The 26178-nt window shown below is 42.7% G+C and carries 28 protein-coding genes and 1 pseudogene; 26 read left to right on the top strand and 3 right to left on the bottom strand.

What is annotated here, in order from left to right:
- The first annotated feature begins 2 nt into the window (after window positions 1-2).
- From lgt to NSQ17_RS16585, 7 genes are all read left to right on the top strand, one after another.
- Window positions 3-827, top strand: coding sequence for a prolipoprotein diacylglyceryl transferase (gene lgt / locus NSQ17_RS16615; protein WP_035701537.1), 825 nt, complete (start codon window positions 3-5; stop codon window positions 825-827).
- A 16-nt stretch (window positions 828-843) separates the two neighbouring features.
- Window positions 844-1788 (top strand): nucleoside recognition domain-containing protein, encoded by a 945-nt coding sequence (locus NSQ17_RS16610; RefSeq protein WP_047945643.1) that lies wholly within the window; start codon window positions 844-846, stop codon window positions 1786-1788.
- The gene (ppaX, locus tag NSQ17_RS16605; protein ID WP_058336962.1) at window positions 1785-2435 is read left to right on the top strand and encodes a pyrophosphatase PpaX; all 651 of its coding nucleotides are present in this window, start codon (window positions 1785-1787) and stop codon (window positions 2433-2435) included. Before NSQ17_RS16610 ends, ppaX begins: the two co-directional genes overlap by 4 nt.
- Before the next feature lies 1 nt (window position 2436).
- Window positions 2437-2955, top strand: a complete 519-nt coding sequence (locus tag NSQ17_RS16600; RefSeq protein WP_024719892.1) for an acyltransferase — start codon at window positions 2437-2439, stop codon at window positions 2953-2955.
- Window positions 2956-3024: 69 nt separating this feature from the next.
- Entirely contained in the window at window positions 3025-3453 is a 429-nt protein-coding gene (locus tag NSQ17_RS16595) for an Rrf2 family transcriptional regulator (protein ID WP_024719891.1), read from the top strand.
- Between the two features lie 87 nt (window positions 3454-3540).
- On the top strand, window positions 3541-4182 hold the full coding sequence (locus tag NSQ17_RS16590) for an NAD(P)-dependent oxidoreductase (protein WP_268382132.1): 642 nt from the start codon (window positions 3541-3543) through the stop codon (window positions 4180-4182).
- Window positions 4183-4238: 56 nt separating this feature from the next.
- Window positions 4239-4871 (top strand): DsbA family protein, encoded by a 633-nt coding sequence (locus NSQ17_RS16585; RefSeq protein ID WP_135009648.1) that lies wholly within the window; start codon window positions 4239-4241, stop codon window positions 4869-4871.
- A 77-nt stretch (window positions 4872-4948) separates the two neighbouring features.
- On the opposite strand, the gene NSQ17_RS16580 is transcribed toward NSQ17_RS16585, so the two are convergent.
- Window positions 4949-5740 carry a C39 family peptidase gene (locus tag NSQ17_RS16580; RefSeq protein WP_017368114.1) on the bottom strand — a complete coding sequence of 264 codons (792 nt, stop codon included), beginning with the start codon at window positions 5738-5740 and terminating at the stop codon, window positions 4949-4951.
- A gap of 233 nt (window positions 5741-5973) precedes the next feature.
- Here NSQ17_RS16580 and NSQ17_RS16575 point away from each other — a divergent pair, with 233 nt between their 5' ends.
- The 17 genes from NSQ17_RS16575 to NSQ17_RS16495 all read left to right on the top strand — a co-directional run bounded on the left by NSQ17_RS16575 (window position 5974) and on the right by NSQ17_RS16495 (window position 21667).
- Window positions 5974-7149: an ATP phosphoribosyltransferase regulatory subunit gene (locus NSQ17_RS16575; RefSeq protein ID WP_268382129.1), complete on the top strand. Its 1176-nt coding sequence runs from the start codon at window positions 5974-5976 to the stop codon at window positions 7147-7149.
- Window positions 7142-7789 carry an ATP phosphoribosyltransferase gene (hisG, locus tag NSQ17_RS16570; protein ID WP_007500071.1) on the top strand — a complete coding sequence of 216 codons (648 nt, stop codon included), beginning with the start codon at window positions 7142-7144 and terminating at the stop codon, window positions 7787-7789. The genes NSQ17_RS16575 and hisG overlap by 8 nt, the downstream gene beginning before the upstream one ends.
- On the top strand, window positions 7786-9075 hold the full coding sequence (gene hisD, locus NSQ17_RS16565) for a histidinol dehydrogenase (protein ID WP_342467607.1): 1290 nt from the start codon (window positions 7786-7788) through the stop codon (window positions 9073-9075). The genes hisG and hisD overlap by 4 nt, the downstream gene beginning before the upstream one ends.
- Entirely contained in the window at window positions 9072-9656 is a 585-nt protein-coding gene (gene hisB, locus NSQ17_RS16560; RefSeq protein ID WP_017368110.1) for an imidazoleglycerol-phosphate dehydratase HisB, read from the top strand. The genes hisD and hisB overlap by 4 nt, the downstream gene beginning before the upstream one ends.
- Window positions 9656-10294, top strand: coding sequence for an imidazole glycerol phosphate synthase subunit HisH (gene hisH, locus NSQ17_RS16555; protein ID WP_041091643.1), 639 nt, complete (start codon window positions 9656-9658; stop codon window positions 10292-10294). The genes hisB and hisH overlap by 1 nt, the downstream gene beginning before the upstream one ends.
- A complete protein-coding gene (hisA, locus tag NSQ17_RS16550; RefSeq protein WP_217967804.1) occupies window positions 10291-11028 on the top strand; it encodes a 1-(5-phosphoribosyl)-5-[(5-phosphoribosylamino)methylideneamino]imidazole-4-carboxamide isomerase in 738 nt (245 codons plus the stop codon). The genes hisH and hisA overlap by 4 nt, the downstream gene beginning before the upstream one ends.
- Window positions 11025-11783 (top strand): imidazole glycerol phosphate synthase subunit HisF, encoded by a 759-nt coding sequence (gene hisF / locus NSQ17_RS16545; protein WP_035389615.1) that lies wholly within the window; start codon window positions 11025-11027, stop codon window positions 11781-11783. The genes hisA and hisF overlap by 4 nt, the downstream gene beginning before the upstream one ends.
- Window positions 11780-12409, top strand: coding sequence for a bifunctional phosphoribosyl-AMP cyclohydrolase/phosphoribosyl-ATP diphosphatase HisIE (gene hisIE / locus NSQ17_RS16540; RefSeq protein WP_039169086.1), 630 nt, complete (start codon window positions 11780-11782; stop codon window positions 12407-12409). Before hisF ends, hisIE begins: the two co-directional genes overlap by 4 nt.
- A 130-nt stretch (window positions 12410-12539) precedes the next feature.
- On the top strand, window positions 12540-14000 hold the full coding sequence (locus NSQ17_RS16535; protein ID WP_058336955.1) for a tetratricopeptide repeat protein: 1461 nt from the start codon (window positions 12540-12542) through the stop codon (window positions 13998-14000).
- 364 nt (window positions 14001-14364) lie between these two features.
- The gene (locus tag NSQ17_RS16530) at window positions 14365-15738 is read left to right on the top strand and encodes an NlpC/P60 family protein (RefSeq protein ID WP_041091649.1); all 1374 of its coding nucleotides are present in this window, start codon (window positions 14365-14367) and stop codon (window positions 15736-15738) included.
- Between the two features lie 234 nt (window positions 15739-15972).
- Window positions 15973-16923, top strand: coding sequence for a thioredoxin-disulfide reductase (gene trxB / locus NSQ17_RS16525; protein WP_024719880.1), 951 nt, complete (start codon window positions 15973-15975; stop codon window positions 16921-16923).
- A gap of 357 nt (window positions 16924-17280) precedes the next feature.
- Window positions 17281-17745, top strand: coding sequence for an 8-oxo-dGTP diphosphatase (locus NSQ17_RS16520; RefSeq protein WP_008348133.1), 465 nt, complete (start codon window positions 17281-17283; stop codon window positions 17743-17745).
- 39 nt (window positions 17746-17784) lie between these two features.
- Window positions 17785-18672 carry an RNase adapter RapZ gene (gene rapZ, locus NSQ17_RS16515; RefSeq protein WP_024719879.1) on the top strand — a complete coding sequence of 296 codons (888 nt, stop codon included), beginning with the start codon at window positions 17785-17787 and terminating at the stop codon, window positions 18670-18672.
- A complete protein-coding gene (locus NSQ17_RS16510; RefSeq protein WP_008348128.1) occupies window positions 18673-19632 on the top strand; it encodes a YvcK family protein in 960 nt (319 codons plus the stop codon).
- A gap of 17 nt (window positions 19633-19649) precedes the next feature.
- On the top strand, window positions 19650-20600 hold the full coding sequence (gene whiA / locus NSQ17_RS16505) for a DNA-binding protein WhiA (RefSeq protein WP_008348125.1): 951 nt from the start codon (window positions 19650-19652) through the stop codon (window positions 20598-20600).
- 26 nt (window positions 20601-20626) lie between these two features.
- Window positions 20627-20884 (top strand): HPr family phosphocarrier protein, encoded by a 258-nt coding sequence (locus NSQ17_RS16500; protein WP_008348124.1) that lies wholly within the window; start codon window positions 20627-20629, stop codon window positions 20882-20884.
- Window positions 20885-20923: 39 nt separating this feature from the next.
- On the top strand, window positions 20924-21667 hold the full coding sequence (locus NSQ17_RS16495) for an arylamine N-acetyltransferase (protein WP_047945649.1): 744 nt from the start codon (window positions 20924-20926) through the stop codon (window positions 21665-21667).
- A gap of 51 nt (window positions 21668-21718) precedes the next feature.
- On the opposite strand, the pseudogene NSQ17_RS16490 reads toward NSQ17_RS16495, so the two are convergent.
- Together NSQ17_RS16490 and NSQ17_RS16485 are read right to left on the bottom strand one after the other, a co-directional pair.
- Window positions 21719-22045, bottom strand: a pseudogene (locus NSQ17_RS16490) (ribonuclease); the annotation flags it as partial.
- Window positions 22046-22387: 342 nt separating this feature from the next.
- Window positions 22388-23365, bottom strand: a complete 978-nt coding sequence (locus NSQ17_RS16485) for a D-glycerate dehydrogenase (RefSeq protein WP_061420932.1) — start codon at window positions 23363-23365, stop codon at window positions 22388-22390.
- Window positions 23366-23928: 563 nt separating this feature from the next.
- On the opposite strand from NSQ17_RS16485, the gene NSQ17_RS16480 reads away from it, so the two are divergent.
- Window positions 23929-24510 carry a carbonic anhydrase gene (locus NSQ17_RS16480; RefSeq protein ID WP_039169096.1) on the top strand — a complete coding sequence of 194 codons (582 nt, stop codon included), beginning with the start codon at window positions 23929-23931 and terminating at the stop codon, window positions 24508-24510.
- Window positions 24511-24547: 37 nt separating this feature from the next.
- Window positions 24548-26170 (top strand): SulP family inorganic anion transporter, encoded by a 1623-nt coding sequence (locus NSQ17_RS16475; RefSeq protein ID WP_025208022.1) that lies wholly within the window; start codon window positions 24548-24550, stop codon window positions 26168-26170.
- The last annotated feature ends 8 nt before the right edge of the window (window positions 26171-26178 follow it).

The raw sequence follows: 26178 nt of genomic DNA, 5'->3' as shown, positions 1-26178 counted from the left end.
ATATGAATGAAGCAATTCAACCAATTGATCCGATTGCTTTTCAGCTCGGACCTATTTCGGTTCATTGGTATGGTGTGATTATTGGTGTCGGAGCCCTGCTTGGACTCTGGCTCGCATTAAGGGAGTGTGAAAAAAGAGGCATCAATAAAGATATGTTTATTGATCTCATCTTATTTGCCATTCCTATCGCCATTATTTGTGCACGAATTTATTATGTATCCTTTGAATGGGATTATTATCAGCAGCACCCAAATGAAATCATCAAGATTTGGAATGGCGGAATTGCCATACATGGCGGACTGATAGGAGCGGTGCTGACAGCGATTGTCTTTACTAAAGTGAGGAAGGTGTCCTTTTGGAAAATCGCCGATGTCGCAGCGCCTAGTATTTTACTAGGGCAAGCCATCGGGCGCTGGGGGAATTTTATTAATCAGGAAGCGCATGGTGAGGCTGTTTCAAGAGCCTTTTTAGAAAATTTGCACCTGCCTGAGTTTATTATTAATCAGATGTACATTGACGGGACCTACTATCACCCTACGTTCTTATATGAATCATTATGGAATATCGCAGGCGTTTTGATATTAATCTTATTACGTAGAACATCATTGCGTCGAGGCGAAATGTTCTTGTCGTATTTAATCTGGTATTCAATCGGCCGTTTCTTCATTGAAGGAATGAGAACAGACAGTTTAATGCTAACTGAGCATCTTCGAATTGCACAGATGATTTCAATTGCCATATTTGCAGTGGCTGTTTTGCTGATTGTGTTTAGAAGAATCAAGGGATATGCATCTATACCGTATAAAGAGAACAACTCATCAAATTAAGCAAGGGGGATAAGAGATGGGGGAGACATGGAAAAACGGCTTGAAAGCAGGGTTATCGACAACTTGGACACTTGGAAAAGTCATTTTTCCGGTTACCATTCTCGTTAGTATCTTGCAGCATACACCTGTGATGGATTGGATTATACAATTCATCCGTCCATTTATGGGTCTGTTTGGTCTTTCAGGGGAAGCGGCCATTCCGCTTGTTTTAGGAAATATGCTGAACTTGTATGCGGGTATTGCAGCCATCTTGACATTAGAGCTGCCTGTGAAGGAAGTGTTCATTTTAGCGGTCATGCTCTCCTTTTGTCACAACTTGATCATCGAATCAACAGTGGCGGCGAAGGTTGGGCTGCGGGTGTCTGTCATTTTGCTGGTGAGAATCAGTCTTGCCGTCGTGTCAGCAATTGTCATTCACCTCGTTTGGCAGGGGGGCGAGGAGCCGGCGCAATATGGTTTGCTGACAGCTGCTCAGTCGGCTGATGTGCCTTCTAGCTGGTATATGATCGTACTTCTTGCTTTACAGAAAGCTGTTCTTGGTGTGCTGCAGCTGGCTTGTATTGTCATTCCTCTCATGATCATCATTCAATTCATGAGAGACTTAGGGTGGCTTCATACGCTGTCTAAGTGGCTGTCTCCTTTTACGAGAATGCTTGGAATGAAAGAAAATACGTCTATGACGATGGTGGCTGGTTTAACCATTGGTCTTGCCTACGGGGCAGGCGTCATGATGAAGGCAGTGGAAGAGGACGGTGTCAGCAAAAAGGATTTAACGCTTGCTTTCATTTTCCTTGTGGCGTGTCATGCGGTGGTCGAAGATACACTGATTTTCATTCCTTTAGGTATTCCAGTCTGGCCGCTTCTTCTTATTCGCCTTATTTCTGCTATTTTATTGACAGCTGCCATCAGCTATATTTGGCGGAGGCGGGAACATGCAGCTGTTAGAAAGGAAGCTATATGAACCAATCAACTATTAACACAGTGCTATTTGATTTAGATGGCACATTAATCAATACAAATGAATTAATTATTGCTTCATTTCAGCATACGCTTGATCATTATTACCCTGGTCAATACGGCCGTGAGGATATCCTTCATTTCATTGGTCCATCATTATTTGATACATTCTCTGCAATGGATCCGAATCTGACAGATGACATGATCCAGATGTATCGAACGTTTAATCATGAACAGCATGACCTGCTTGTGACGGAGTACGAGACGGTGTTAGACACGTTGAAAATCCTCCAGGATCGAGGGTTTAAGCTTGGTATTGTGACAACAAAAATCCGTGATACGGTCTTAATGGGATTAAAGCTGACTGGATTGGAGCCATTTTTTGAGGTCATTGTCACACTTGATGATGTACAAAATGAAAAGCCGCATCCAGAACCAGTTCAACTGGCATTATCCAAGCTTGGCAGTGATCCGCATGAGGCGATCATGGTTGGTGATAATTATCACGACATTTTATCTGGTCAAGCGGCAGGGACGAAAACAGCAGGTGTTGCTTGGTCTATTAAGGGAGAAGAAGCCCTGTTAAAGCATCGCCCAGATTATATGCTGCAGAAAATGAGTGATCTCTTGGCGATTGTTGGAGCTGATTAAGTTGAGAAAAACAGATCGTTATCCTGTCAAAGGGGTCAATTCGCTTAGACAAGTCTATCGAACGGTCCCCTTTCTCAAGGTTGTGAAAAACTTTATCTTTATTCAAATGGCAAGGTATACGCCTTTTATGGGAATGAAAAATTGGATTTATCGCACCTTCCTTCGAATGAAAGTCGGGGAGGATACGGCGTTTGCTTTAATGGTGATGGTCGATCTCATGTTTCCTGAGAAAATCACTGTCGGTCGAAATAGTGTGATTGGCTATAACACAACCATTCTGTCCCATGAGTATTTGATTAAAGAGTATAGGCTTGGGGAAGTCTATATTGGTGATGAAGTGTTAATCGGAGCAAATTCAACGATTCTACCTGGAGTGACAATTGGTGATGGTGCGATTGTATCGGCGGGAACTCTTGTGAACAAAGATGTTCCGGCAGGCTCCTTTGTTGGAGGAAATCCAATGCGGATGATTTATACGAAAGAGGAAATGGAAGCACGTCAATCTTCGTCTGCTGAGTAGCTCGGCAGACTTTTTTGTTGACATTCTAACTTGGTGTAACTATAATGATTACAACAGAGGTGAGAAAACATGAAAATCAGCAGCAGATTTACTGTCGCTGTCCATATTCTGGCCTTGCTATCACTTGAAAAAGGTTCTTTACAGACATCGGAGGATATCGCAGGAAGTGTCAATACAAATCCAGTGGTGATTCGCCGTATCATGAGTAAGCTCAAAAAAGCAGGCCTAATCTCAACGAGTCTTGGCAAAGGCGGTTCTCAATTGAATCGCAGTGAAGATGACATGACACTGCTCGATGTGTATAAAGCGGTTGAAGTTGTGGATGAGGGAGAGTTGTTTCAAATTCATGAAAGCCCAAACCCTGACTGTCCGATCGGTGCAAATATTCAAGCTGTACTAGAATTAATTTTGTGCCGTGCTCAAAGTGCGATGGAGCAAGTGCTTGCTGAGATCAAATTAAGTGAACTAACGCAGGTTTTAATCAAAAAAATTGGATGATCTATTCAATTTTTTTTACCTCTGTTGTAACTATCGTTGTTACATCTTAAGTGATCAAAATAACAATATATTGTAGGAGGAATTTACATGAACATTGGAATCATTGGCGCAACAGGTAAAGCAGGACAACACATTTTACAAGAAGCTCAATCGAGAGGGCACAAAGTAACGGCAATCGTTCGAGATGCACAAAAAGTGACCAATTCATCAGCAGCTGTTTTAGAAAAGGATGTTTTTCACTTAGAGGCAGGAGACGTCAAAGGTTTTGATGTGATCGTAAACGCATTTGGTGCACCAGCAGGACAAGAGCACCTTCATGTAGAAGCAGGGAAAAAACTCATTCATCTCTTGAAAGAGACACCAGAAACGCGTTTAATCGTTGTGGGAGGTGCTGGAAGTTTATTTGTAGATGAGGCCAAAACAACTAGACTGATGGACACACCGGAGTTTCCAAAGGAATACCTTGCTACTGCTTCACACCAAGGAGAAAATTTAATAGATCTTCAAAAGACCGAAGGATTAAAATGGACATTTTTAAGTCCAGCAGCCTTCTTTAATCCAGCAGGCAAACGGACAGGTGCTTATGTGAAAGGCAAAGACCATCTTATCGTCAATTCAAAGGGTGACAGCTATGTGAGTTATGCTGACTATGCCGTTGCACTTGTCGATGAGATAGAACAAGCTGCTCATGTTGGAGAACGTTTTACTGTGGTTTCTGAAGCAGAATAAGTAGAATAACATGCGTTTCATTGTCGCTAAAAAACGATGAGTGAGGAGTCTGTCTTATGAATGATCAAGAAAAATCTTTCATCTATGTATGGGATGCGTATTGTGGCTGGTGTTATGGATTTTCCAACAGCATCCGTACTTTACACGAAAATCACCCTGAGATACCACTGACACTTGTATCGGGCGGTTTATTTGTAGGAGAGCGTCGTCTACCGATAAAGAATTATCCACACATTTCAGAAGCAAATGAGCGTATCAGTCAGCTGACAGGTGTCGAATTTGGAGACCGTTACGAAGAGTTGCTAGAAAACGGAACATTCATTTTAGACTCTGAGGCTGCTGCAATTGGATTTTCTGCATTAAGATCCATCGCACCAGAGCATGCATTGTACTTGGCTTCATCTATGCAAAAAGCCTTTTATCAAGACGGAAAAAGCCTAAGTGATGAAGAAACTTATAGAGATATCGCTATGAAACACCAACTTGACCCTGATGTATTAGTTGAACGAATGAAGGAGACAGAAACGATCAATGATGCGTATGCCGATTTTGCAAAGGTTCAGCAATTGAACGTGAATGGCTATCCTACACTTTTACTAAAAAAAGGGGATGAATACATCAGCCTTGGTGGGGGTGCGATGACGGCTGAAAAGCTTGAAGACCGTCTGAAGGAAATACTAAAAAAATAAATCATTCAAAAACATCCTCCATTCGTATGGAGGATGTTTTTGATGCATGTGTAAATTCTCTCAATGGGAGAAGTGGTTTATGCTTTAATGATAATCGCCTGGCTGCCCATCTGTTTCCAAGAATCCTCAAACTGTTCACGATCGACTTTTTGATTCTTCTCTCCGTATGGGTTATTTAAGTAGACGTGATCTTTGTCGTAGCCAGTGATGACGACGCTGTGCATATTAAAGCTGATATCTATTTTCCCATTTGGTGTATTCCATGTTTCAATGTTATCTGTTTTGGCAAAGGTCGAAGTGGTAATGACCCAGACAGGATAACCTTTTTCAAGTGATTGATAGATAGCCTTTTTGACTGGCTTGCCGGTTAAGTCAACGGCTTGATTACCTACATATTTTTTCGCAAGCTGATAAATGGGTTCGTGGTACACACCAAGACCTGGCCCATTCTCCATATCGCCTACAAACCCGTCATGAGGGTCTCCTTTTAAGCCATTCTCATAATTGAGCGGGACACGCTTAATCTCGTTTGCCAATGCGTTTTTCGTTATATGCTCATAGCCGCTGTAATGAAGAAGCATGGCTAAGCTCGTGACTTCGCATCCGTTATAAAGCTTTGGTGCATCCATTTGATTAAAGAGGATGACGTCCATGGCTTTTTTATTTCCTTTTAAACTAGAGTGTGTCGTTTCTGTTTTTTTCGTAGAACGTGTTTCTTCTGCTGCTAGTGCGGTATCATTTTCTTTTTCTTTGGCTTCTTGCGGTGACGTTGTTTTCTTGACTTGATCGAATTGTGAAATGAAAATAAAGCCGAAATAAACAAGACATGCGCACAACAAAGTTAAGATTAATGTCTGGATGAATTTCACTGTAATCTCCTGTGTTATTCAATATTTTTAAGTATTATAGCATGTTCCTAAAGCAAAGAGATCAAAAAGGATTAGGTGTCATTTTAATGTAATATATGAACAAATGATTAAGGAAAAAAAGGGGAAAATAAAAATGATTGATTTAATCACTTTATTTTGTTAGCATATTATCATATTAGCGAACTAAAGGATTCGGAATTTTTTGTTTTAATGTGTTGGAGGTGCGGAAGAACATGTTCATGTTTGAAAAACCATATGGTATGCGAGATTCATTACCAGGATTGTATGAGACGAAGAAAAGAGTTAGGCATTCTTTAACAGAGGTCATGAATGGTTGGGGTTATCGTTTAATGGAAACGCCAACGCTTGAATTTTACGATACAGTCGGTGTTCAATCGGCGATTACAGATACGCAGCTGTTTAAGCTTCTTGATCAAAATGGTCAAACCCTTGTGCTTAGACCTGATATGACGGGACCAATTGCGAGAGTGGCGGCTTCAAAGCTTCACGAACAGGCGTATCCGCTTCGAGTCGGTTATGCAGCCAACGTGTTTCGGGCACAGGAAAGAGAAGGGGGAAGACCTTCTGAATTTGAGCAGGTCGGTATTGAATTGATCGGTGATGGTTCGATTAGTGCAGATGCTGAAGTCATAGCGCTTGTCGTGTTTGCATTAAAAAATGCTGGACTTCAATCCTTCAAAATTGCGATCGGGCATGTGGCTTTGGCTGAGACCTTGTTTTTAGATGTACTAGGAAATACAGAGCGGGCGAACGTATTGCGCCGATTTTTATATGAAAAGAATTATGTGGGATACAGGCAGCATGTCAAACAATTGCCGCTCTCATCCATCGATAAAACAAGGCTGCTTCAGCTTTTAGAGCTGCGCGGCGGTCAAGAAGTGACCCAGCAGGCTGAAGAAATTGTGGTGTCACAAGAGGGCAAAGAAGTGCTTGCGGAGTTAAAGGCGCTGTGGGAGACACTTGAAGATTACGGCTGTACAGAATATATCCGTTTGGATTTAAGCATGGTTAGTCATATGAGCTACTATACGGGGATTTTGTTTGAAGTATTTGCAGATCATGTTGGGTCTGTGATCGGAAGTGGAGGAAGATATGATCAATTGCTTGCTCACTTTGATGCACCCGCACCTGCTACAGGCTTCGGACTTCGATTAGACCGTCTTCTTGAGGCACTCGACGCAAAAGAAATAAATGAGCCCCAAGAGGCTGTGATTTTTAGTAAAGAACAGCGGCTTGAAGCATTTGATTTTGCAGAAAAAGAGCGGGCAAAGGGCAAAAGGATTGTTCTCCAAGACTTAGCAGGTATTGAAAATATCGATGCCATGACCAAGGCATTTGAGCAAGTGACTTATTTTATCGGCGCTAGAAAGGAAGAGCAAAATGGGTAAAGTGTTGACAATGGCAATGCCAAAGGGGCGGATATTTGAAGAAGCAGCAGGGCTATTAAGACAGGCTGGATATCAGCTGCCGGAGGAATTCGAAGATTCAAGAAAATTAATCATTGATGTACCGGAAGAAAATCTCCGCTTTATTTTAGCGAAGCCAATGGATGTGACGACATATGTAGAGCACGGTGTAGCAGATGTGGGCATTGCAGGGAAAGACGTCATGCTTGAAGAAGCACGGGATGTGTACGAAGTGCTCGATTTAAACATTAGCAAATGTCATTTAGCTGTAGCGGGGTTGCCGGGAGCCAGCTGGGGCGGTGTCGCACCGCGTGTGGCTACAAAGTACCCAAATGTCGCTTCTTCTTATTTTAGAGAACAAGGTGAGCAGGTGGAGATCATTAAGCTAAATGGTTCCATTGAATTAGCACCGCTCATCGGACTTGCCGATCGAATTGTTGACATTGTCTCCACCGGTCAAACACTTAAGGAAAATGGACTTGTCGAAACGGAACATATTTGTGACATTACGTCACGTTTTATTGTCAATCCTGTGAGCTATCGAATGAAGGATGCGGTAATCGATGAAATGGCGCAGCGTCTGGCAAGAATCATCGAAGGAGAAGGGGAGGAAACATCATGAACATCACCTACATACAAGAAGGTGAGACAGACACTCTCTCACTCAAGCGTTCTCTAGATACAGGAACGGAAGAGCAGCGATTGGCTGTTCAGCGAATAATCGAAGAAGTGAGAAAAAATGGTGACGAAGCGGTACGGTCTTTCACGAAGCAATTTGACGGTGTCTCTATTGAACAGCCACTTGTGACGGAGGATGAAAAGACAAAAGCTTACGAACGTTTGGACCCGGAGATGATCCAAATCATCCAAAAAGCGATCCGGAATATTCGAACATACCACGAGCGTCAACTGACCTCCTCTTGGTTTTATCACCAAAAGGACGGCTCAATGCTAGGTCAGAAAGTAACACCGCTCGATGCGGTCGGTGTATATGTCCCAGGCGGAACGGCCGCCTATCCATCATCTGTTTTAATGAATGTGATCCCGGCACTTGTTGCCGGCGTTGAGCGAATTGTCCTTGTGACACCGCCAGGAAAAGACGGTCGTCTGTCTGACGCTGTACTAGTAGCAGCGAAGGAGCTGGGCATTTCAGAAATGTACAAAATGGGTGGTGCTCAGGCTATAGCCGCTCTTGCGTATGGAACGGACAGTATCCAGCCTGTTGATAAAATCACCGGTCCAGGAAACATTTATGTAGCACTTGCCAAACGGGAAGTATTTGGTCAAGTAGACATTGATATGATTGCGGGCCCAAGTGAAATTGCTGTCTTAGCAGATGAAACGGCAACCGCACATGAGGTGGCAGCGGATTTGCTTTCACAGGCAGAGCATGATGAATTGGCATCTAGTATTTTGGTGACAACATCTAAAGGATTGGCTGAAGCAGTGCAAGCAGAGGTGCAAGCGCAGCTGGACACTTTGCCAAGAAAATCAATCGCAGCACAATCTATTCAAGACCATGGTTATATTTACGTAACAGAATCCTTGGATCGTGCAGTTGATATCGTGAACCAGTTAGCCCCAGAGCATTTAGAAGTGCTGACGGCGTATCCAGAATCACTACTTGGTCAAATCAAGCATGCTGGAGCGATTTTCTTAGGACGTTACAGCCCAGAGCCGGTAGGGGATTACTTCGCAGGACCGAACCATGTGCTGCCAACAAACGGGACAGCAAGATTCTCCAGTCCGCTTGGCGTCACGGATTTCCAAAAGAAAACGAGCATCATTTCATATAGCAAAGAAGCTTTTGAAACACATAGCGAAAGCATTGCGGCTTTTGCAAGATTAGAAGGGCTTGAAGCACATGCAAGATCGATTGAAGCGAGAAAGCGGGAGGAATCAGAATGAGACAGGCGGAAACAGCGAGACAGACAAATGAAACGAACATTTCGTTAGCGCTAGAGATTGATGGTGAAGGAAAAGCAGATATTCAAACAGATGTCCCTTTTATGACGCATATGCTCGACTTATTCACAAAGCACGGGCACTTTAACTTAACTGTAGATGCAAAAGGAGACACAGATGTCGATGATCACCACACAACAGAAGATATTGGCATCGTGCTTGGGCAGATGTTTAAAGAAGCGCTCGGTGATAAGAAAGGAATTAAGCGCTACGGCTCTAGTTTTGTTCCAATGGATGAAACACTCGCCCAAGTCGTCGTGGATTTAAGCAATCGTCCTCATTTGGAAATGAGAGCTGATTTCCCGAGTCAGAAGGTCGGCACCTTTGATACGGAGCTGGTTCATGAGTTTCTTTGGAAATTTGCCCTTGAAGCACGAATCAATCTTCATGTGATCGTTCACTATGGAACCAATACCCACCATATGATTGAAGCCATTTTTAAAGCGATGGCACGCGCCTTAGATGAAGCAACAACCATTGATCCGCGTGTGAAAGGGATTCCGTCGACAAAGGGGATGCTCTAATGATTGGCGTCATTGACTATGGAATGGGAAATTTGTTTAGCGTATCAAAAGCACTGGAACGAGCAGGAGCGTCTTATATCGTGTCTTCTGAAGTAGAGGAGCTGAAAAAGGCAGATGCGTACATTTTGCCAGGCGTCGGTTCGTTTCGTGATGCGATGCAGCTGTTAAGACAGACAGGACTTGAGGCGTTTATCCACCAAGTCGTCCAGGAAGGAAAGCTGTTATTTGGCATTTGCCTTGGCATGCAGTTGTTGTTTGAAGAAAGTGAAGAAGCAGGAAAAACAAAAGGGTTAGGCCTTTTAAAAGGACGTGTCGTTCTTTTGAAGGATCGTGATCAGGATGGACAAAGGCTGAAGGTGCCTCATATGGGCTGGAATGAGCTCACATTTCATCAGCCGTCACCATTATTTGACGGTGTGCCGGAAGGATTTGCATACTTTGTTCACTCTTATTATGTGAGCGGCATGAATCCAGAAGATCTATTGGCAAGTGCGCCCTATGGCGTTCAAGTACCTGCCATTGTTGGAAAGGGGAATGTGTTTGGAACGCAGTTTCACCCTGAAAAAAGCAGTACAACAGGAATGGCACTGCTGAAACAGTTTATTCAATTAGCAAACGAACAGAGGGTGAGCAAATGAGTGATTTTACATTATATCCAGCAATTGATATGAGAAATGGCAAATGTGTACGACTTGTGCAAGGAGACTATGACCAAGAAACCATTTATGGAGATTCACCGTTAGACATGGCGAGACGGTTTGCAAATGAAGGAGCGAAATGGATACATCTCGTTGATTTAGATGGCGCAAAAGCAGGAAAACGCGTGAATCACGAGCATGTGCTGGCGATTGCTTCCTCATTAGATGTGAATGTCCAAATTGGCGGCGGCATTCGGACAGAAGAAGATGTTGCATTCTATTTAAACAATGGCGTATCGAGAGTCATTCTTGGCAGTTCAGCGGTGTCAAACCCGATTTTTGTGAAAAAAATGCTGGCGCAATATGGAGAGAAAATTGCCATTGGCATTGATGCACGAAACGGTTTTGTATCGACTGAAGGGTGGCTTGAAACGTCGGAAGTGAAGGCGGAGGAACTCGGTAAGGAACTGGCAAAGGAAGGCGCAGAGGTCTTTATTTTCACTGATATTCAAATGGATGGCATGCTGTCTGGTCCAAATGTGGAAAGTACGGTTCGATTAGCAGAAGCAACTGGCAAACAAGTCATTGCCTCAGGTGGTGTCAGTGCAGTGAGTGATCTGCAAAAGCTGTCAGCACAAAAGCAGACAGGTGTGTCTGGTGCAATCATTGGCAAGGCGCTGTACACAAAGCAATTTGCTTTAGCTGAAGCGTTTGAAGGGCTTGACAGCATATGATGACAAAACGAATCATTCCATGTCTTGATGTAAAGGAAGGGCGTGTGGTCAAAGGGATCCAATTTCTAGGGTTGAAGGATGCTGGTGATCCGGTCGAATTAGCGCAGATCTATGACGAGGAAGGTGCGGATGAACTCGTCTTTCTTGATATATCTGCCTCTCATGAAGGCCGAAAAACAATGGTGGATGTGGTCAAACAAGTGGCATCCACTCTCGCTATCCCATTCACGGTGGGCGGCGGGATTAACCACCTTGATGATATGAAGCGTATATTAAGAGCGGGGGCAGACAAGGTATCTGTGAACACAGCGGCTGTTTTAAGACCGGAGCTAATAACAGAAGGAGCCGACTTTTTTGGTTCACAGTGCATAGTTGTTGCGATTGACGCGAAATACGATGAAGAGAAACAAGCATACATGGTCTATACGCACGGAGGACGCCGTCAAACGGATTTAGAAGTGAGTGACTGGGCGAAAGAAGCCGTGCGAAGAGGAGCAGGCGAGATCTTGCTGACTAGCATGGATGCCGATGGTGAGAAAACGGGCTTTGAGCATCGTTTGACGAGGCTTGTATCAGAAGCAGTCACAGTGCCAGTTATTGCTTCAGGAGGTGCTGGCAATGCGCAGCATATGCTGGAGGCTTTTACAAAAGGTGAAGCTGATGCCGCACTCGCAGCCTCTATTTTCCATTATAAAGAAACCTCCATTCAAGAAGTGAAGACATATTTGAGAGAACACGGGGTGAAGGTAAGATGAAACAGGCAAACGAATTAACCTTTAATGATGCAGGTCTCATTCCTGCCATTGTACAGGATGCTCAAAGCAAGGAAGTTCTTACTTTGGCGTATATGAATCAAGAATCCTATGAAAAAACATTAGAGACAGGGGAAACATGGTTTTTTAGCCGGTCGAGAAATGAGCTTTGGCACAAAGGAGCCACATCTGGACACACCCAGCGTGTTACATCTATTCGCTATGACTGTGATCAAGATGCCCTGCTTGTTCTAGTGACACCAAGCGGCCCAGCCTGCCATACAGGCAGCTATAGCTGTTTTTCAGAAGATGGCGTGAAACAGCAAAGGGGAGAACAAGACCGCTTTGCCATTTTAAATGAACTGGAACAGGTCATTGCGAAACGGCAGATGGAAATGCCAGAAGGAGCTTATACGACCTATCTTTTTGAAAAAGGAGTCGACAAAATCCTGAAAAAGGTAGGGGAAGAAGCTTCTGAAGTGATCATTGCGGCGAAGAACCGTGATCAAGAAGAATTGAAATGGGAAACAGCAGATCTCCTGTATCACCTTCTTGTGTTATTACGTGAACAGCAGCTGCCTCTTGATGATGTATTAAAGGTATTGAAAAAGCGCCATCAAGGGGAATGAAAAGCTGGGGGTATCCCCGGCTTTTTGCTTTTAAATGAAAAACAAATCCTTCCTTTCCTTTTGTTCTATGTGACGACTCATGAAGTATGTTATACTACACACGGTACACTGTTCGAAATGGAGGGTATAGGTGAGTAAATACACTTCTCAAAATAATCACACACAAGTCGTCCAGCTATTCCAAGATGGGCATTACTTTTTTCATAAAGGTCTAAAAGCATATAGAGAAAGAAATCTGTCTAGGGCAAGTAAGCTGATACAGCGGGCCATCGTACTTGAGCCTGAAAATGTAGAAATGCTGTCGCAGCTTGCCATTATTTATACTGAAATGGGTCATTACCAACAATCAAATGAACTGCTTGATTTTATCCTTGAACACTTGGATGAGAATATGTCAGAGTGTCACTACTTTAAAGCCAATAATTATGCGAATCTCGGTTTGTTTCAAGAGGCATATAGATGCGCCACTGCTTATGCTGCGCTGGAAGAAGACGGGGAATTTGCAGATGAAAATGACGATCTCCTCGATCTTCTTGATATGAGTGACGATGTTGATGAAGATTTTCCTTATGATCAGGATGATCTGATTGTAAAGCAGGATCAAGCCAACCATTTGCTAGAAAGCGGCAGGCTGGATGAAGCAATCGAGATGCTGGAACAGATGATTGTTGAGTATCCAGAGTTTTGGTCAGCGTATAATAATCTCGCTTTGGCCTATTTTTATTCTGGCCAAATCGATCAGGCAAAAGAAATGTTGAACCGGGTCCTTCATGAAAATCCCGGTAATCTGCATGCCCTTTGTAATCAGCTTGTTTTCTATCATTATGAAAAAGAAGAAGAAAAGGTCAATCTGTTAGCGAAGCAATTAACGCACGTGTATCCAATATTAAGTGAACAGCGTTATAAGCTTGGCGCAACATTTGCCCTTGTTGGAGAATTTGAATGGGCATTTAAATGGCTTTATTCTTTGTATAAAACAGGTTTCCAAGGTGATAGTACGTTTTTATACTGGCTGGCAAGTGCAGCCTATTATACGGGCCACAAAACGCTGGCGCAAACCGTCTGGGATAAGATGGTGGAAGAAGATATTGATGCAGATGAAATCAAGCCGTGGCAAGATAAACCAGAGGAGTCTGAGCCAATGGTTTCAATTGAGGAACGACTCACTGCCTACTATGTTAGCAAACAAAAAGGTGAACGTGACGTCTTGCAATCTGTTCTTGATTCCCGCGCTGCGAAAACGGCCTTTGAACAGCAGTTTATTGAGTTACTTTTATATGAAGATGAAATGGAAGAACGATCGTTTTCAGAAGATGCGGTCTTCGCAAAACAGGCGGCATCTGCTTTGGAAGAAGCGGTGCAGCCTGATAGCCACATGCCATATTTTTGGTTATTCCATATTATTCAGCAAGCACGCGCTTCAGGCGTAGAGAAGAAAAATGCCATTGCATGGGCAGCAGCTTCTTATTATCTATGGATGAATGAACAAGAAGAATCAGCTGTCAGCAAAAAAGAGATCGCAGCTTCTTTTCAGATCAGCGTTCAAACGCTGTCAAAATATGAGAATATTATTTGTGCGTTCATGGTTTGAATAGGTAAATAGATTCAGATAACAGCAGCATGGCCGAAAAGGTCATGCTTTTTTCTTGGATAAAAAGGTGGGATTTGCTAGGATTTGGCGAAGTATGACAATCTCGACATCTATTTGAAACATAAATGTAATAAAAATATTAGCTCATTTTGTCGATGTGTCATGTATAATGAAACTCGTGGATTAAAACAAAGACATATATTTAAATATTTTACTATACATAATGCAACACCTAGTGATAGAAACAATCTGGTCAACATCTGACTGAATCATCAGGAAGAAAGACACAGGAAGCACAGATTGGTCGCAGAGAATTTGCTGCTTTCTCATGTCGCTTGGGAAATTGTCAAAGGAGGAACTATACGTGAAAAAGTTTATTACTTTCGGTTTAGCTTCGGTGATTGGAGCGAGCGGTTTATTTATTCCATTTACTCATGAAGCAAATGCACAGAACTTTGAACAAAAGAAACAAGAACTAGACAGCAAGCAGTCAGAGGTAAACAAGAATCTTCAAAAGAAAAAAGAAGAGCTTTCAAAGCTTGAGGCAAAACAAGAGGCACTTGCGCTAAAGCTAAAAGAAATTGACGAAAAAGCTTTAAAAACAAGTGATCAAATCGAAGAAAAACAAAAAGAAAACGAAAAAACAAAAAAAGAAATCAAAGCACTGAAAAAAGAAATTGCTGATACAGAAAAACGTATCGAAGAAAGAAACGAATTCTTGAAAAAGCGTGTACGTGCGCTTCAAGAAAGCGGTGGTTCTACGAAATACATAGATGTATTACTAGGAGCAAAAAGCTTTAGCGATTTCATCAGCCGTGCAGGTGCTGTATCTACATTAATCAACGCAGACAGCGAAATCATTAAAGAACAAGAAAGAGACAAAGCAGAATTACAAAAGTCTGAAAACGAATTAAATACAAAGCTTGAAGATGTTCAAAAGACGCTTGCAAAGCTTGAAACACTTCAAACAGACTTAAATAAACAGCTTGATGAGAAAGACAAGCTATTCAAGCAAGTGAAAAAGCAAAAAGGAAGTGCTTCTTCTCAAATCAGCGAGTTAAACACTGAGGCAAACAGCATTGCATCTGAAAAAGACGCAACAATCGCTGCTCAAAAACAAGCTGAAAAAGAAGCAAGAGAAGCTGCTCAAAAAGCAAAAGAAGAAAAAGCACAAAAACAACAGCAGCGTCAAGCTAGTGTTCAAGCAGAAGACAACAGCTCTAATAACGACAGCGGTTCTTCTTCAAATAACAGTGGATCTTCAAATAACAATAGCAGCAGTTCACCAAGCAAAAAGCCATCTTCTGGCGGTGGATCACCTGTCAGCAATAACGTAGGCGGTATCGAAGGTGCAATCAGCACAGGTTCTACGATTGTAGGACAATCTCCATATAAATGGGGCGGCGGCAGATCACAAGCCGATATTGACGCACGTCGTTTTGACTGTTCTTCATTCGTTCGCTGGGCATTTGCATCAGCAGGCATCAACCTTGGACCAGTTGGCGGTACAACAACAGATACGCTTGTAGGTAAAGGAAGAGCTGTAAGTGCATCTGACATGAAACGCGGAGACCTTGTGTTCTTTGATACGTATAAAGTAAATGGACACGTTGGTATTTACTTAGGAAACGGTACATTCTTGAACGATAATAGCTCTCGCGGTGTTTCAGTTGACTCTATGAGCAACGTTTACTGGAAAAAAGCATTCAATGGCGTTGTAAGAAGAGTCGTTGAATAAATCATTACTTACTATATAACCGTAAACAGGCTTCCTTAAACAGCAGTTTAAGGAAGCTTTTTCTTTTTTCGAAGATATGAGCAAATGATTCGCTTATTACCCGCAGATTTAATAGGATATGGGTAAGGAATAAAAGCTAAGAGTGGAAATGATGCTCTCTGTCATGAATGGAAGCATCACCCAAGGGCATTCTAATAAGAAATGCTAGCAGCAATTGAAGAGGGAGTGACAGTTGTGTCAGAAGAAAAAATCTACGATACGATCATCATTGGAGCGGGTCCTGCCGGAATGACAGCCGCTGTTTATACATCACGGGGAAATCTTTCAACACTGATGATTGAAAGAGGAATTCCAGGCGGCCAAATGGCGAATACGGAAGATGTCGAGAACTATCCGGGCTTTGAAAGCATCTTAGGGCCGGAACTTTCAAATAAAATGTTTGAGCATGCAAAGAAATTCGGTGCCGAGTATGCGTATGGCGATATTAAAGAAATTGTAGATGGTGAAGAGTACAAAATCGTCAAAGCTGGTTCCAAAGAATACAAAGGACGCTCTGTCATTATTGCGGCAGGTGCTGAATACAAAAAAATCGGTGCACCAGGCGAAAAAGAACTTGGCGGCCGCGGCGTATCATACTGCGCGGTATGTGATGGAGCCTTCTTTAAAAACAAAGAGCTTGTCGTGATTGGCGGAGGAGACTCAGCAGTAGAAGAGGGTGTTTACCTCACTCGCTTTGCATCTAAAGTCACTATTGTCCATAGACGCGACAAACTGCGTGCCCAAAGCATCTTACAAGCACGTGCATTTGATAATGAAAAAATCGACTTTATGTGGAACAAAACCGTCAAAGAAATCAATGAAGAGAACGGGAAAGTCGGCAGTGTGACATTAATTGATACCGTGACAGGTGAGGAAGAAGACTTCAAAACAGATGGCGTCTTTATCTACATCGGTATGCTGCCGCTGTCTAAACCATTTGAAAATCTAGGGATTACAAATGCAGAGGGTTACATTGAGACGAACGAAAGAATGGAAACAAAAGTTGAAGGAATCTTCGCAGCTGGAGACATTCGTGAGAAAACACTTCGTCAAATCGTCACAGCAACAGGTGATGGAAGTATTGCAGCACAGAGTGCACAGCATTATGTAGAAGAGCTTGCTGAAAAGCTAAAAGCAATGAAATAAACAGCTGTCGTAAATCCTTAATATTGCGTCACGGGCTTTTAACTGGAATGTAACACGGGTGAAACAATTATCCGTTATGATGAAACTAGTAATTGACCCCCTTTTATAAGGAATACATGTTTGGCACGGATGTGAATCCGTGTCCTTTTTTTTGCTTAAAATCAGAAATTCACGAGATGTTCACAAATGACGCATGGAGAACCGTTAGATGTTGTAAAATAAAGAATAGAGAAAGTGCCCGTCACCATATTCATACGAAAACCTGTCTGTTTTCAGTGAAGAACGGGCATGTTCATTGTGGGAGTCATGATGAACCTGTATAATAAGAAAAAGACATAAAAGAGTAGGTGACAGCTGATGCAACGAGTAACCAATTGTGTGCTGCATCACGAAGATCAAGTTCTCTTGCTGCAAAAGCCAAGACGAGGCTGGTGGGTAGCACCTGGCGGCAAAATGGAGAGCGGAGAATCGGTCAAGGATTCAGTCGTTCGAGAATTTAGAGAAGAAACAGGCATTTATATTTTAAATCCGCAGCTAAAAGGCGTATTTACCTTTATCATAAAAGAAGGCGATCAAATCGTTCAAGAGTGGATGATGTTCACCTTTATGGCAGATTCCTTTACAGGAAAAAACGTATCAGAGTCGGAGGAAGGCATTTTAAAATGGCATGATGTAAAAGATGTGCCCAGCTTGCCGATGGCTCCAGGAGATTCCCATATTCTTGACTTCATGTTGAAAGGCAAAGGACTTCTCCACGGCACTTTTACGTATACACCAGATTTTGAGCTGATTGCTTATCGATTAGATCCTCAAGGAGACTAATAAATGAACCGTTTTCATAAAGAAGGAGAGGGAGCAGGCATGAATACGCACAAACAAGATGATATTCAGCTTGTGATTATTACAGGAATGTCAGGTGCGGGGAAAACCGTTGCCATCCAAAGCTTTGAAGACTTAGGTTACTTTTGTGTGGATAACTTACCGCCATCACTTTTACCGAAGTTTCTAGAGCTCATGAAGGAATCCAATTCAAAGATGAGCAAGGTGGCCCTTGTGATGGATTTGCGCGGACGCGAATTCTTTGATAGCTTAATTGCTGCCTTAGATGAGATGAGTGATATCGGCTGGATCACACCAAGGATTCTATTTTTAGATGCAAACGATAAGGTGCTTGTCTCAAGATATAAAGAAACGAGACGTTCTCATCCCCTTGCGACAACAGGTTTGCCGCTCGAAGGAATTGAGATGGAACGCGATCTGTTAGAAGAGTTAAAAGGCCGGGCTCAAATGATTTTTGATACATCGGATTTAAAACCCAAACAGCTTCGAGAAAAAATTGTTGCACACTTTGCCACGAGCCAAGGGCAGGTGTTTACAGTGAATGTGATGTCCTTCGGTTTTAAATACGGTCTGCCGATTGATGCTGATCTTGTATTTGATGTGAGATTTCTGCCGAATCCTTACTATATTGAGAGCATGCGTCCACAGACTGGAAACGATGAAGAAGTACGCTCCTATGTCATGAAGTGGAGTGAAACGCAAAAGTTCACAGAGAAATTAATCGACCTTCTCAGCTTTATGCTACCGTCCTATAAACGAGAAGGAAAAAGCCAACTTGTTATTGCCATTGGCTGTACAGGCGGACAGCATCGATCAGTGACGCTAGCGAACTACTTATCGGAGTATTTTAAAAATGACTACTATACACATGTCACTCACCGGGACATTGAAAAGAGAAGCAGAAAATAGATGACGACACTACCAAAGGTTGTCATTCTTGGCGGAGGCACTGGCTTATCTGTTTTACTTAGAGGATTAAAGACAAAGCCAGTGGACATTACCGCCATTGTGACGGTAGCTGATGATGGAGGCAGCTCAGGCAGACTGCGACATGATTTGAATATTCCGCCTCCAGGCGATATTCGAAATGTACTTGCGGCACTCTCTGATGTCGAACCGCTTGTAGAAGATTTATTTCAGCACCGTTTTAATAAAGGGAATGACTTAACAGGCCACTCTCTCGGCAATCTCATTCTTGCGGCTATGACGAATATAACCGGTGATTTTTTTCATGCCGTCACAGAAATGAGCAAGGTCTTAAATGTGAGAGGAAAAGTATTGCCAGCAGCGAATTCAAGTGTTGTTCTTCATGCGGAATTAGAAAACGGGCAAGTGGTAACAGGAGAATCAAAAATCCCAACCTATGGTGAGCGAATTAAACGAGTGTTCCTCACACCCGATACGATTGAGCCGCTCCCAGAATCGATTCAAGTCATTCGTGAAGCCGACTTGATCGTCCTTGGACCTGGCAGCTTGTATACAAGTATCTTGCCAAACTTGCTTGTACCGCATATTGGCGAAGAAGTCATTCGTTCTAAGGCGAAAAAAGTCTATATTTGCAATGTCATGACACAGCCAGGGGAAACGCTTTCCTACAGTGCAGCTGATCATGTGCAGGCACTAAACGATCATATGGACCGACCATTTATCGATACGATATTTGTGAACAATAAAGAAATTCCAGAAGAAATCAAAGCAAAATATGCAGAAGAACAGGCGCAGCCTGTACAATTCGACACAGATGTACTCAAAGCCATGGGACTAGAAGTCATCCCTGGGGAAATCATTACATATGACCAGCATGTGATTCGTCATGATACGTTGAAAGTAGCTGCGCTGCTTGTCGATTTGCTGCATCAGAAAAAATAGGAATGGGGGTGGCAAGGATGTCATTTGCATCCGAAACAAAAAAAGAGCTGACTAATCTGGAAGTGAAGGACTGCTGCACAAAAGCAGAGCTTTCTGCCCTCATCCGTATGAACGGTTCATTATCTTTTTCTAATCGAAAATTGATTTTAGATATACAGACAGAGAACGCAGCCATTGCAAGACGTATTTATACCCTTTTGAAAAAGAAATACGATGTGACTGTCGAGCTGCTCGTTCGTAAAAAAATGAGATTAAAAAAGAATAATGTGTATATTGTCAGACTGGTAGAACGAGCGAAAACCATTTTAGAGGACCTAAAGATATTAGGTGAACAATTTGTATTTGAACGCAACATTTCAGAAGAACTTGTGAAGAAAAGATGCTGCAAGCGTTCCTATATGAGAGGTGCTTTTTTAGCAGGAGGTTCTGTGAATAATCCAGAAACCTCTTCGTATCACCTTGAGATTTTTTCACTATACAAAGAACATAATGATGCCCTATGTGAGCTCATGAATCAATTCCATCTTAACAGTAAAACACTTGAACGCAAAAAAGGCTTTATCACATACATGAAGGAAGCGGAGAAAATTACGGAATTCTTAAGTGTTGTGGGTGCTCATAACTCATTGCTTCGTTTTGAAGACGTGCGCATCGTCCGAGATATGAGGAATTCAGTGAACCGGCTCGTCAATTGTGAAACAGCAAACTTGAATAAAACGATCGGTGCCTCACTGCGCCAGGTTGAAAATATTCAATTCATTGACGAAAAGATTGGACTAGACGCCCTGCCAGATAAGCTGCGTGAAATTGCGCAACTGCGTATTGACTACCAAGAAGTCACATTAAAGGAACTTGGCGAAATGGTGGAAAGCGGCAAGATCAGCAAATCAGGCATTAATCACCGTTTAAGAAAGCTAGATCAAATTGCAGAACAATTAAGAAACGGACAAGCTGTTACACTCAAATAGGGAAATAAAAAAGGGAGGCAGATCATATGGTGGAAAAAACGGTCACAATTCAGCTGAAAACGGGTTTGCAGGCACGTCCGGCTGCTTTGTTCGTTCAAGAAGCCAATCGTTTTGGTGCTGATATTTTTCTAGAGAAAGATGGGAAAAAGGTCAATGCGAAGAGTATTATGGGACTGATGAGTCTTGCGATCAGCTCTGGGGTCACCGTCAAACTAATAGCTGATGGAGCAGATGAACAAGAAGCCATCGATGCGTTAACGGATTTTATCAATCAAGAAAACTGAGTCTCTTTCAAGGGCTCAGTTTTTTTAGGAGGGAAAGTTGTGATTCAATCAGCCTTTTTACAGAAAATTGGATACGAAGCCGCGTCCATTACGTTTGATCAATTACCGGATTTACTAAGGAAGATGGCTTATACCTTTCCTTTTGAAAATAGATCTGTGGTGGGTAAACACGCCTATGCTTTGGATCAAGAAGGTTTGAAGCATCATCTTCTGGAAGGCAGCAGAGGTGGGCTTTGCTATGACCTCAATCCGCTCTTATATTATGTCTTAAAAGAGGCAGGTCTCGCCGTAAAGCTCGTTCAAGGGACCGTATATAACAAAGAAGCAGAGAAGTGGGCACTGGATGGGACGCATGTAGCCATCGTCCTTCAACATCACCATGAGCGCTACCTCATTGATGCAGGATTTGGTGTGAATTTACCCCTTCAGCCCGTCCCTTTTACAGGTGAATGGGTGGAAGCACCGTCCCTTCGTTTTCGCGTGAACGCAGAGGAAACAGAAAAAGGAACCCATCTACTCCAATTGGATAGGGGAGCAGGTGCTGAAACAGGTTATGCTTTCACATTAAAAGAAGTCGGTGAAGATACACTTGTGCAATTGCGGCATGAGATTTATGAAAATGAAGCCTCTCCTTTTAACAAAAGGCTGCTTGCATCCAAACTGACACCAACAGGTCGTGTGATCGTGACAGAGGATCATGTCACGATACATGAACAGGAAGAAGTATCGAAGAAACCACTCTCACAACCGTTTGAGGAGTACGTACAAAAACTGCTTCCGTAAACAATATCAAAAAAGACAGCCCTTTTGACTTAGGGCTGTCTTTTTCATTGATTAACGAATCCTCGTAAATGTCGCATAGTGATCGGTTGTTTTATAAATGAGCCAGTCACTTGAATACACAAGGCGGTCAGCATTACGGAAACCGGAGACGTAGTTGATGTCGGCTTCACGCCATGTACGGCCACTAGCGGATGGAAGGCGTCCCTCCCGATTAGAGAATACGTCTCCACCGATGCTTTTGCCCGGCGCGACTTCAGCTAAATTTCCTTTTGATGCCACCCATCCGAGGGCGCTCGCTTGTGATTTGGTGATGTAATTATCAGGTAGTCGTTTATAGCGGATTAAGTAATCTGCTACACCATCAAAGGTATTAATGACGGCAAGGGTACGAAGGTCTGGTGCAAGCTGTACGGAAGCAGTCTCATTTGTGGCTGTTGGTGCAAGTGGTGTTTCTGCATGGACTTGCTGCGGGATAAATCCAGAAAACAGAATGGCAGCAATCAGAGCGAACAGAGTAAAAATCGAACTTATTTTTTTCATCTTGATCCTCCTCAAAAGGAAATGGGATGCCGTCCTCTTGATGCTTGTCTACCTCATATTATAGCACCGGCATATGAAGAGAATGTAAAGAATCAGGAGATTGGAAAAAATGAGGCTTTTTGACCTACTGTCTCTAGATGACGTAAACAAAAAGACGCAGTTCCCTGCGCCTTTTTTCAATTAAGATGAGGCAAGCTCCTTCACAATATCAACAGGGGCTTTGCCATCAATTCCATGAAGTACATTATGAATGGCTCGTTTCAGCATAAGATCTCTTGTCGTTTCAGTAGCGGAACCGATATGCGGGGCAAGCGTGACATTGTCCATCTCTTTGAAAGGATGATCTTCCTGAAGCGGTTCTTGCTCATACACATCCAGACCAGCTCCTTTAATCCACCCTTCCTGCAGTGCTTGAATGAGGCTTTTCTCATCGACGGTTTTTCCTCGGGAGATGTTCACGAATAAAGCTGTCGGCTTCATTAATTTCAATTCCCGCTCTCCTATCATATGGTACGTCTCATCCGTCAGTGGTGTGATTAACACAATGATATCAGCTTGCTTCAGCAAGTCATCCAGTGCACAATATACAGCGCCATATGCCGATTCGGCTTTCTCGTTCCGGCTCCGGTTGTGATAGAGGACGTTCATATCAAAACCATGAGCGGCTCGTTTGGCTACTTGCTCACCGATTCGTCCCATCCCAATGATCCCAAGCGTTTGATGATGGACATCAATGCCGAATATATCTTCCTCTTGAACAAATTTTGTCCATTTTCCCTTGCGGATAAAACGATCAAGCTCGGCAATTCTCCTCGCAGAAGAGAGAATGAGCGAAAAGGCAAGATCAGCAACGGTATGATCGAGTGTATAAGGCGTGTGCGTACCAATCACGCCTCTTTGTCTCATGGCTTCTAGATCAAAATTGTCATAGCCGACTGAATTATTGCTCACCACCTTGAGTTGGGGTGCATGATCTAATAAATCTTGATCAATTTTCGTGCCAGATGTTAAAAGGCCATCAGCCTTCTGCAGCTTCTCAAATAATAGATCTCTTGGGATCGGGTCCTTTGACTGCCATACCTCATATGTACAATGTTCTTTTAACATGTCTTCAAAAGCGGTAGGTAAGGGTTTGGCGACAAAAATATGTGGTTTCATCATCAACTCGCTCCTTTCATATGGTCATCTTTCTCTTTTTATTATAAAGCAACCATTTTGGCAGTACACGTTTGAATATGAGCTGCTCAATATTTAATATACTGAAATAACGGAAAAGGAGAGATTTTTATAGTGAAAGAGTAAATGACATGGCCATCTGATGTCTTTTTATGATGTAGAAAAACGAGTGATTAGTAGATGAGTCATAGAAAAACGCTAGATGTTTCGAGAGATAATCTGACAAATTGGAAAAAAGATCGAGACTTTTTGATAGAAAATTTATTATATTTGCAGTGTATTAAACGGGATGGTCATTTTCTACTAAACCTTTTCATCGTCTTTTGGTGAAATGAGAGCCATCGTTTGTAAGCAAAAGCCGCATATCCCCTGTGCTGAAGCGGAACAAAGAGCAAAATAGAGAAAATGCTTACATATTCTCTCATCGTTTTCTCATTTTTTTCTTTTTTTTCTATCATTTTTCTTCTCTATGCTTGAGAACACACAAGGGAAAAGGAGGCCAGGTAAGGCGTTACAATCACTTAAAAAAGATAGGAGATGACAGGATGGGATCAACATTAGAACAGATTCTTCAGCACAATGAAGACTTTGTGAAAGAGAGACAGTATGAGCCTTTCAAGGCGGGAAAATTTCCTGAGAAGAAATTGGTTATATTAACTTGTATGGACACACGCCTGTTGGAATTATTACCCCAATCCATGGGGCTTCGTAACGGTGATGCGAAAATCATTAAAAATGCAGGAGCCATCGTCACACATCCATTTGGTAGTGTCATGCGGAGTATTTTACTAGCCATTTATGAGCTGAAAGCAGAGGAAGTATGCATTGTCGGACATCATGAATGCGGAATGGCAGGCCTTGCGGCAGACCCTTTACTTGAAAAGGCAAAAGCAAGGGGAATTGAGGAAAAGTGTTTGAGCATTGTGAAAAGCGCAGGTGTCGATTTAAAGGGCTGGCTGACAGGCTTTGATTCAGTGGAAGAGAGCGTATCTCAAAGTGTGAAATTAGTCAAAGAGCACCCGCTCATGCCAAGTGATGTAGCTGTTCATGGACTAGTGATTCATCCGGCAACAGGAAAGCTGGATGTCGTTATAAAAGATAAACAGATTGACCCGCAATATACCTAAATCATCTACACATACTTGAAGGAGGCCAACACATACCATGCGTTTTTATGGAAGATTTGAAGGTTATGATTCATCAAAGTTTAGACGCGATTTAATCGCTGGGCTTGTCGTGGGCGTTGTGGCAATTCCTTTAGGCATGGCTTTTGCCATTGCATCTGGTGTCGGACCAGAATATGGATTATACACAGTCATCGTTGCCGGCATTTTGATTTCATTGTTTGGTGGTTCAAAGTATCAGATCGGCGGACCGACCGGGGCATTTGTTCCAATTTTATTCGGGATCGTCAGCCAGTACGGTATCGAAAACTTACTCATTGCTGGTTTTATGGCAGGCTGTATGCTTGTATTATTCGGAATATTCAAACTAGGAAAGCTCATGAAATTTATTCCTCGTCCGGTTATTATCGGCTTTACTGCTGGCATTGCTGTCATTATTTTTTCAGGACAGATTGCCAACTTCCTCGGATTAAAGGGTGTTGAAAAGCATGAAAGCTTTTTCCTCAATATGAGAGAGATCGTGGTCCATCTCGGTACCGCAAACAGTCTCGCCATTCTCACAGCGATTGTTGGGCTCATCGTGATTTTGGCGGCGCAAAAATACATTCCCAAAATACCTGGTGCTCTATTAGGTCTACTCGTTTCAACATTTATAGCTGTTCTCTTTTTTCAAGGACAAGTTGAAACCATCGGCTCTGCATATGGCGAAATCCCTCGTCAGCTGCCAACTTTCGCTTTTCCTGAATTGACGATTGAAAAAATGATTTATTTGCTGCCGCCGGCTATTGTCATTGCACTTTTGGGCGGCGTGGAGTCCATCTTGTCCGCGATGGTTGCTGATAATATGAAAGGTTCTAAACATGACAGCAATAAAGAACTCGTCGGGCAAGGAATTGCCAATATGGCGGCACCGCTTTTCGGAGGGATTCCAGCGACTGGAGCGATTGCTCGTACGGCAACAAACATTAAAAATGGCGGAGCAAGCCCCATTTCAGGAGTCGTGCATGGTGTCGTCGTCTTGCTCATCTTAATGTTATTTGCACCATATGCATCGATGATTCCGCTTGCTGCCATGGCACCGATTTTGATGTTTGTGGCGTGGAATATGAGTGAGAAAAAAGAGTTTATCAATATTGTCAAAGTCAAAAATGCGGATTCCCTTGTGCTTGTCGTGACCTTCCTGCTGACGGTCATCGGTGATTTGATTATTGGCGTGACTGCAGGTCTCATTTTAGCGTTTATCGCCTTTATCAAAAAAATGAGCCAGACAACGAATATCCACACAAATGTCGCTGTTCCTCAAATCGAAACGGCGGCTGCCTTAGAAAGGGAGACCGATCAGAAAGGAATTAGTATGTATTCGATTGAAGGGCCACTCTTTTTCGGTACAACCGATTCATTGGAAAATTCGATTTTGGATCATGTTCAGACAAAGCCGAAAACACTCATTTTGCTTATGAACAAAGTGAATTATATGGACACCTCAGCAGAAGCGGTTCTGATGAACATTTCCAATCGATTAAAGCATCACAATGGAAAATTGATGATTGTAGGGCTTCAATCACAGCCAAAAGAGCTTTTGCATCGTACCGGTCTTTTCCATCACATTGGAAAGCAGCATTTCTTTGAACGAACGGATGATATTTCACCACAGCAGCTATAAAAGGCTAA

The sequence above is a fragment of the Bacillus sp. FSL W8-0629 genome (genome assembly GCF_038593225.1).
In the GTDB taxonomy this organism is placed as follows: Bacteria; Bacillota; Bacilli; order Bacillales; family Bacillaceae; genus Bacillus; species Bacillus altitudinis.
Note: the sequence above shows the minus strand (reverse complement) of the source record. Positions and strands in the feature narration are given on the sequence as shown.

Coding starts and splice junctions, on each gene's coding strand:
- NSQ17_RS16590 (WP_268382132.1), top strand. CDS start 3,541: ATGAACATTGGAATCATTGGCGCAACAGGTAAAGCAGGACAACACATT.
- ppaX (WP_058336962.1), top strand. CDS start 1,785: ATGAACCAATCAACTATTAACACAGTGCTATTTGATTTAGATGGCACA.
- lgt (WP_035701537.1), top strand. CDS start 3: ATGAATGAAGCAATTCAACCAATTGATCCGATTGCTTTTCAGCTCGGA.
- hisG (WP_007500071.1), top strand. CDS start 7,142: ATGGGTAAAGTGTTGACAATGGCAATGCCAAAGGGGCGGATATTTGAA.
- NSQ17_RS16500 (WP_008348124.1), top strand. CDS start 20,627: ATGGTGGAAAAAACGGTCACAATTCAGCTGAAAACGGGTTTGCAGGCA.
- hisF (WP_035389615.1), top strand. CDS start 11,025: ATGATGACAAAACGAATCATTCCATGTCTTGATGTAAAGGAAGGGCGT.
- whiA (WP_008348125.1), top strand. CDS start 19,650: ATGTCATTTGCATCCGAAACAAAAAAAGAGCTGACTAATCTGGAAGTG.
- hisA (WP_217967804.1), top strand. CDS start 10,291: ATGAGTGATTTTACATTATATCCAGCAATTGATATGAGAAATGGCAAA.
- NSQ17_RS16475 (WP_025208022.1), top strand. CDS start 24,548: ATGCGTTTTTATGGAAGATTTGAAGGTTATGATTCATCAAAGTTTAGA.
- NSQ17_RS16485 (WP_061420932.1), bottom strand. CDS start 23,365: ATGAAACCACATATTTTTGTCGCCAAACCCTTACCTACCGCTTTTGAA.
- hisD (WP_342467607.1), top strand. CDS start 7,786: ATGAACATCACCTACATACAAGAAGGTGAGACAGACACTCTCTCACTC.
- hisH (WP_041091643.1), top strand. CDS start 9,656: ATGATTGGCGTCATTGACTATGGAATGGGAAATTTGTTTAGCGTATCA.
- NSQ17_RS16585 (WP_135009648.1), top strand. CDS start 4,239: ATGAATGATCAAGAAAAATCTTTCATCTATGTATGGGATGCGTATTGT.
- rapZ (WP_024719879.1), top strand. CDS start 17,785: ATGAATACGCACAAACAAGATGATATTCAGCTTGTGATTATTACAGGA.
- NSQ17_RS16510 (WP_008348128.1), top strand. CDS start 18,673: ATGACGACACTACCAAAGGTTGTCATTCTTGGCGGAGGCACTGGCTTA.
- NSQ17_RS16520 (WP_008348133.1), top strand. CDS start 17,281: ATGCAACGAGTAACCAATTGTGTGCTGCATCACGAAGATCAAGTTCTC.
- hisIE (WP_039169086.1), top strand. CDS start 11,780: ATGAAACAGGCAAACGAATTAACCTTTAATGATGCAGGTCTCATTCCT.
- NSQ17_RS16480 (WP_039169096.1), top strand. CDS start 23,929: ATGGGATCAACATTAGAACAGATTCTTCAGCACAATGAAGACTTTGTG.
- NSQ17_RS16610 (WP_047945643.1), top strand. CDS start 844: ATGGGGGAGACATGGAAAAACGGCTTGAAAGCAGGGTTATCGACAACT.
- NSQ17_RS16595 (WP_024719891.1), top strand. CDS start 3,025: ATGAAAATCAGCAGCAGATTTACTGTCGCTGTCCATATTCTGGCCTTG.
- NSQ17_RS16575 (WP_268382129.1), top strand. CDS start 5,974: ATGTTCATGTTTGAAAAACCATATGGTATGCGAGATTCATTACCAGGA.
- hisB (WP_017368110.1), top strand. CDS start 9,072: ATGAGACAGGCGGAAACAGCGAGACAGACAAATGAAACGAACATTTCG.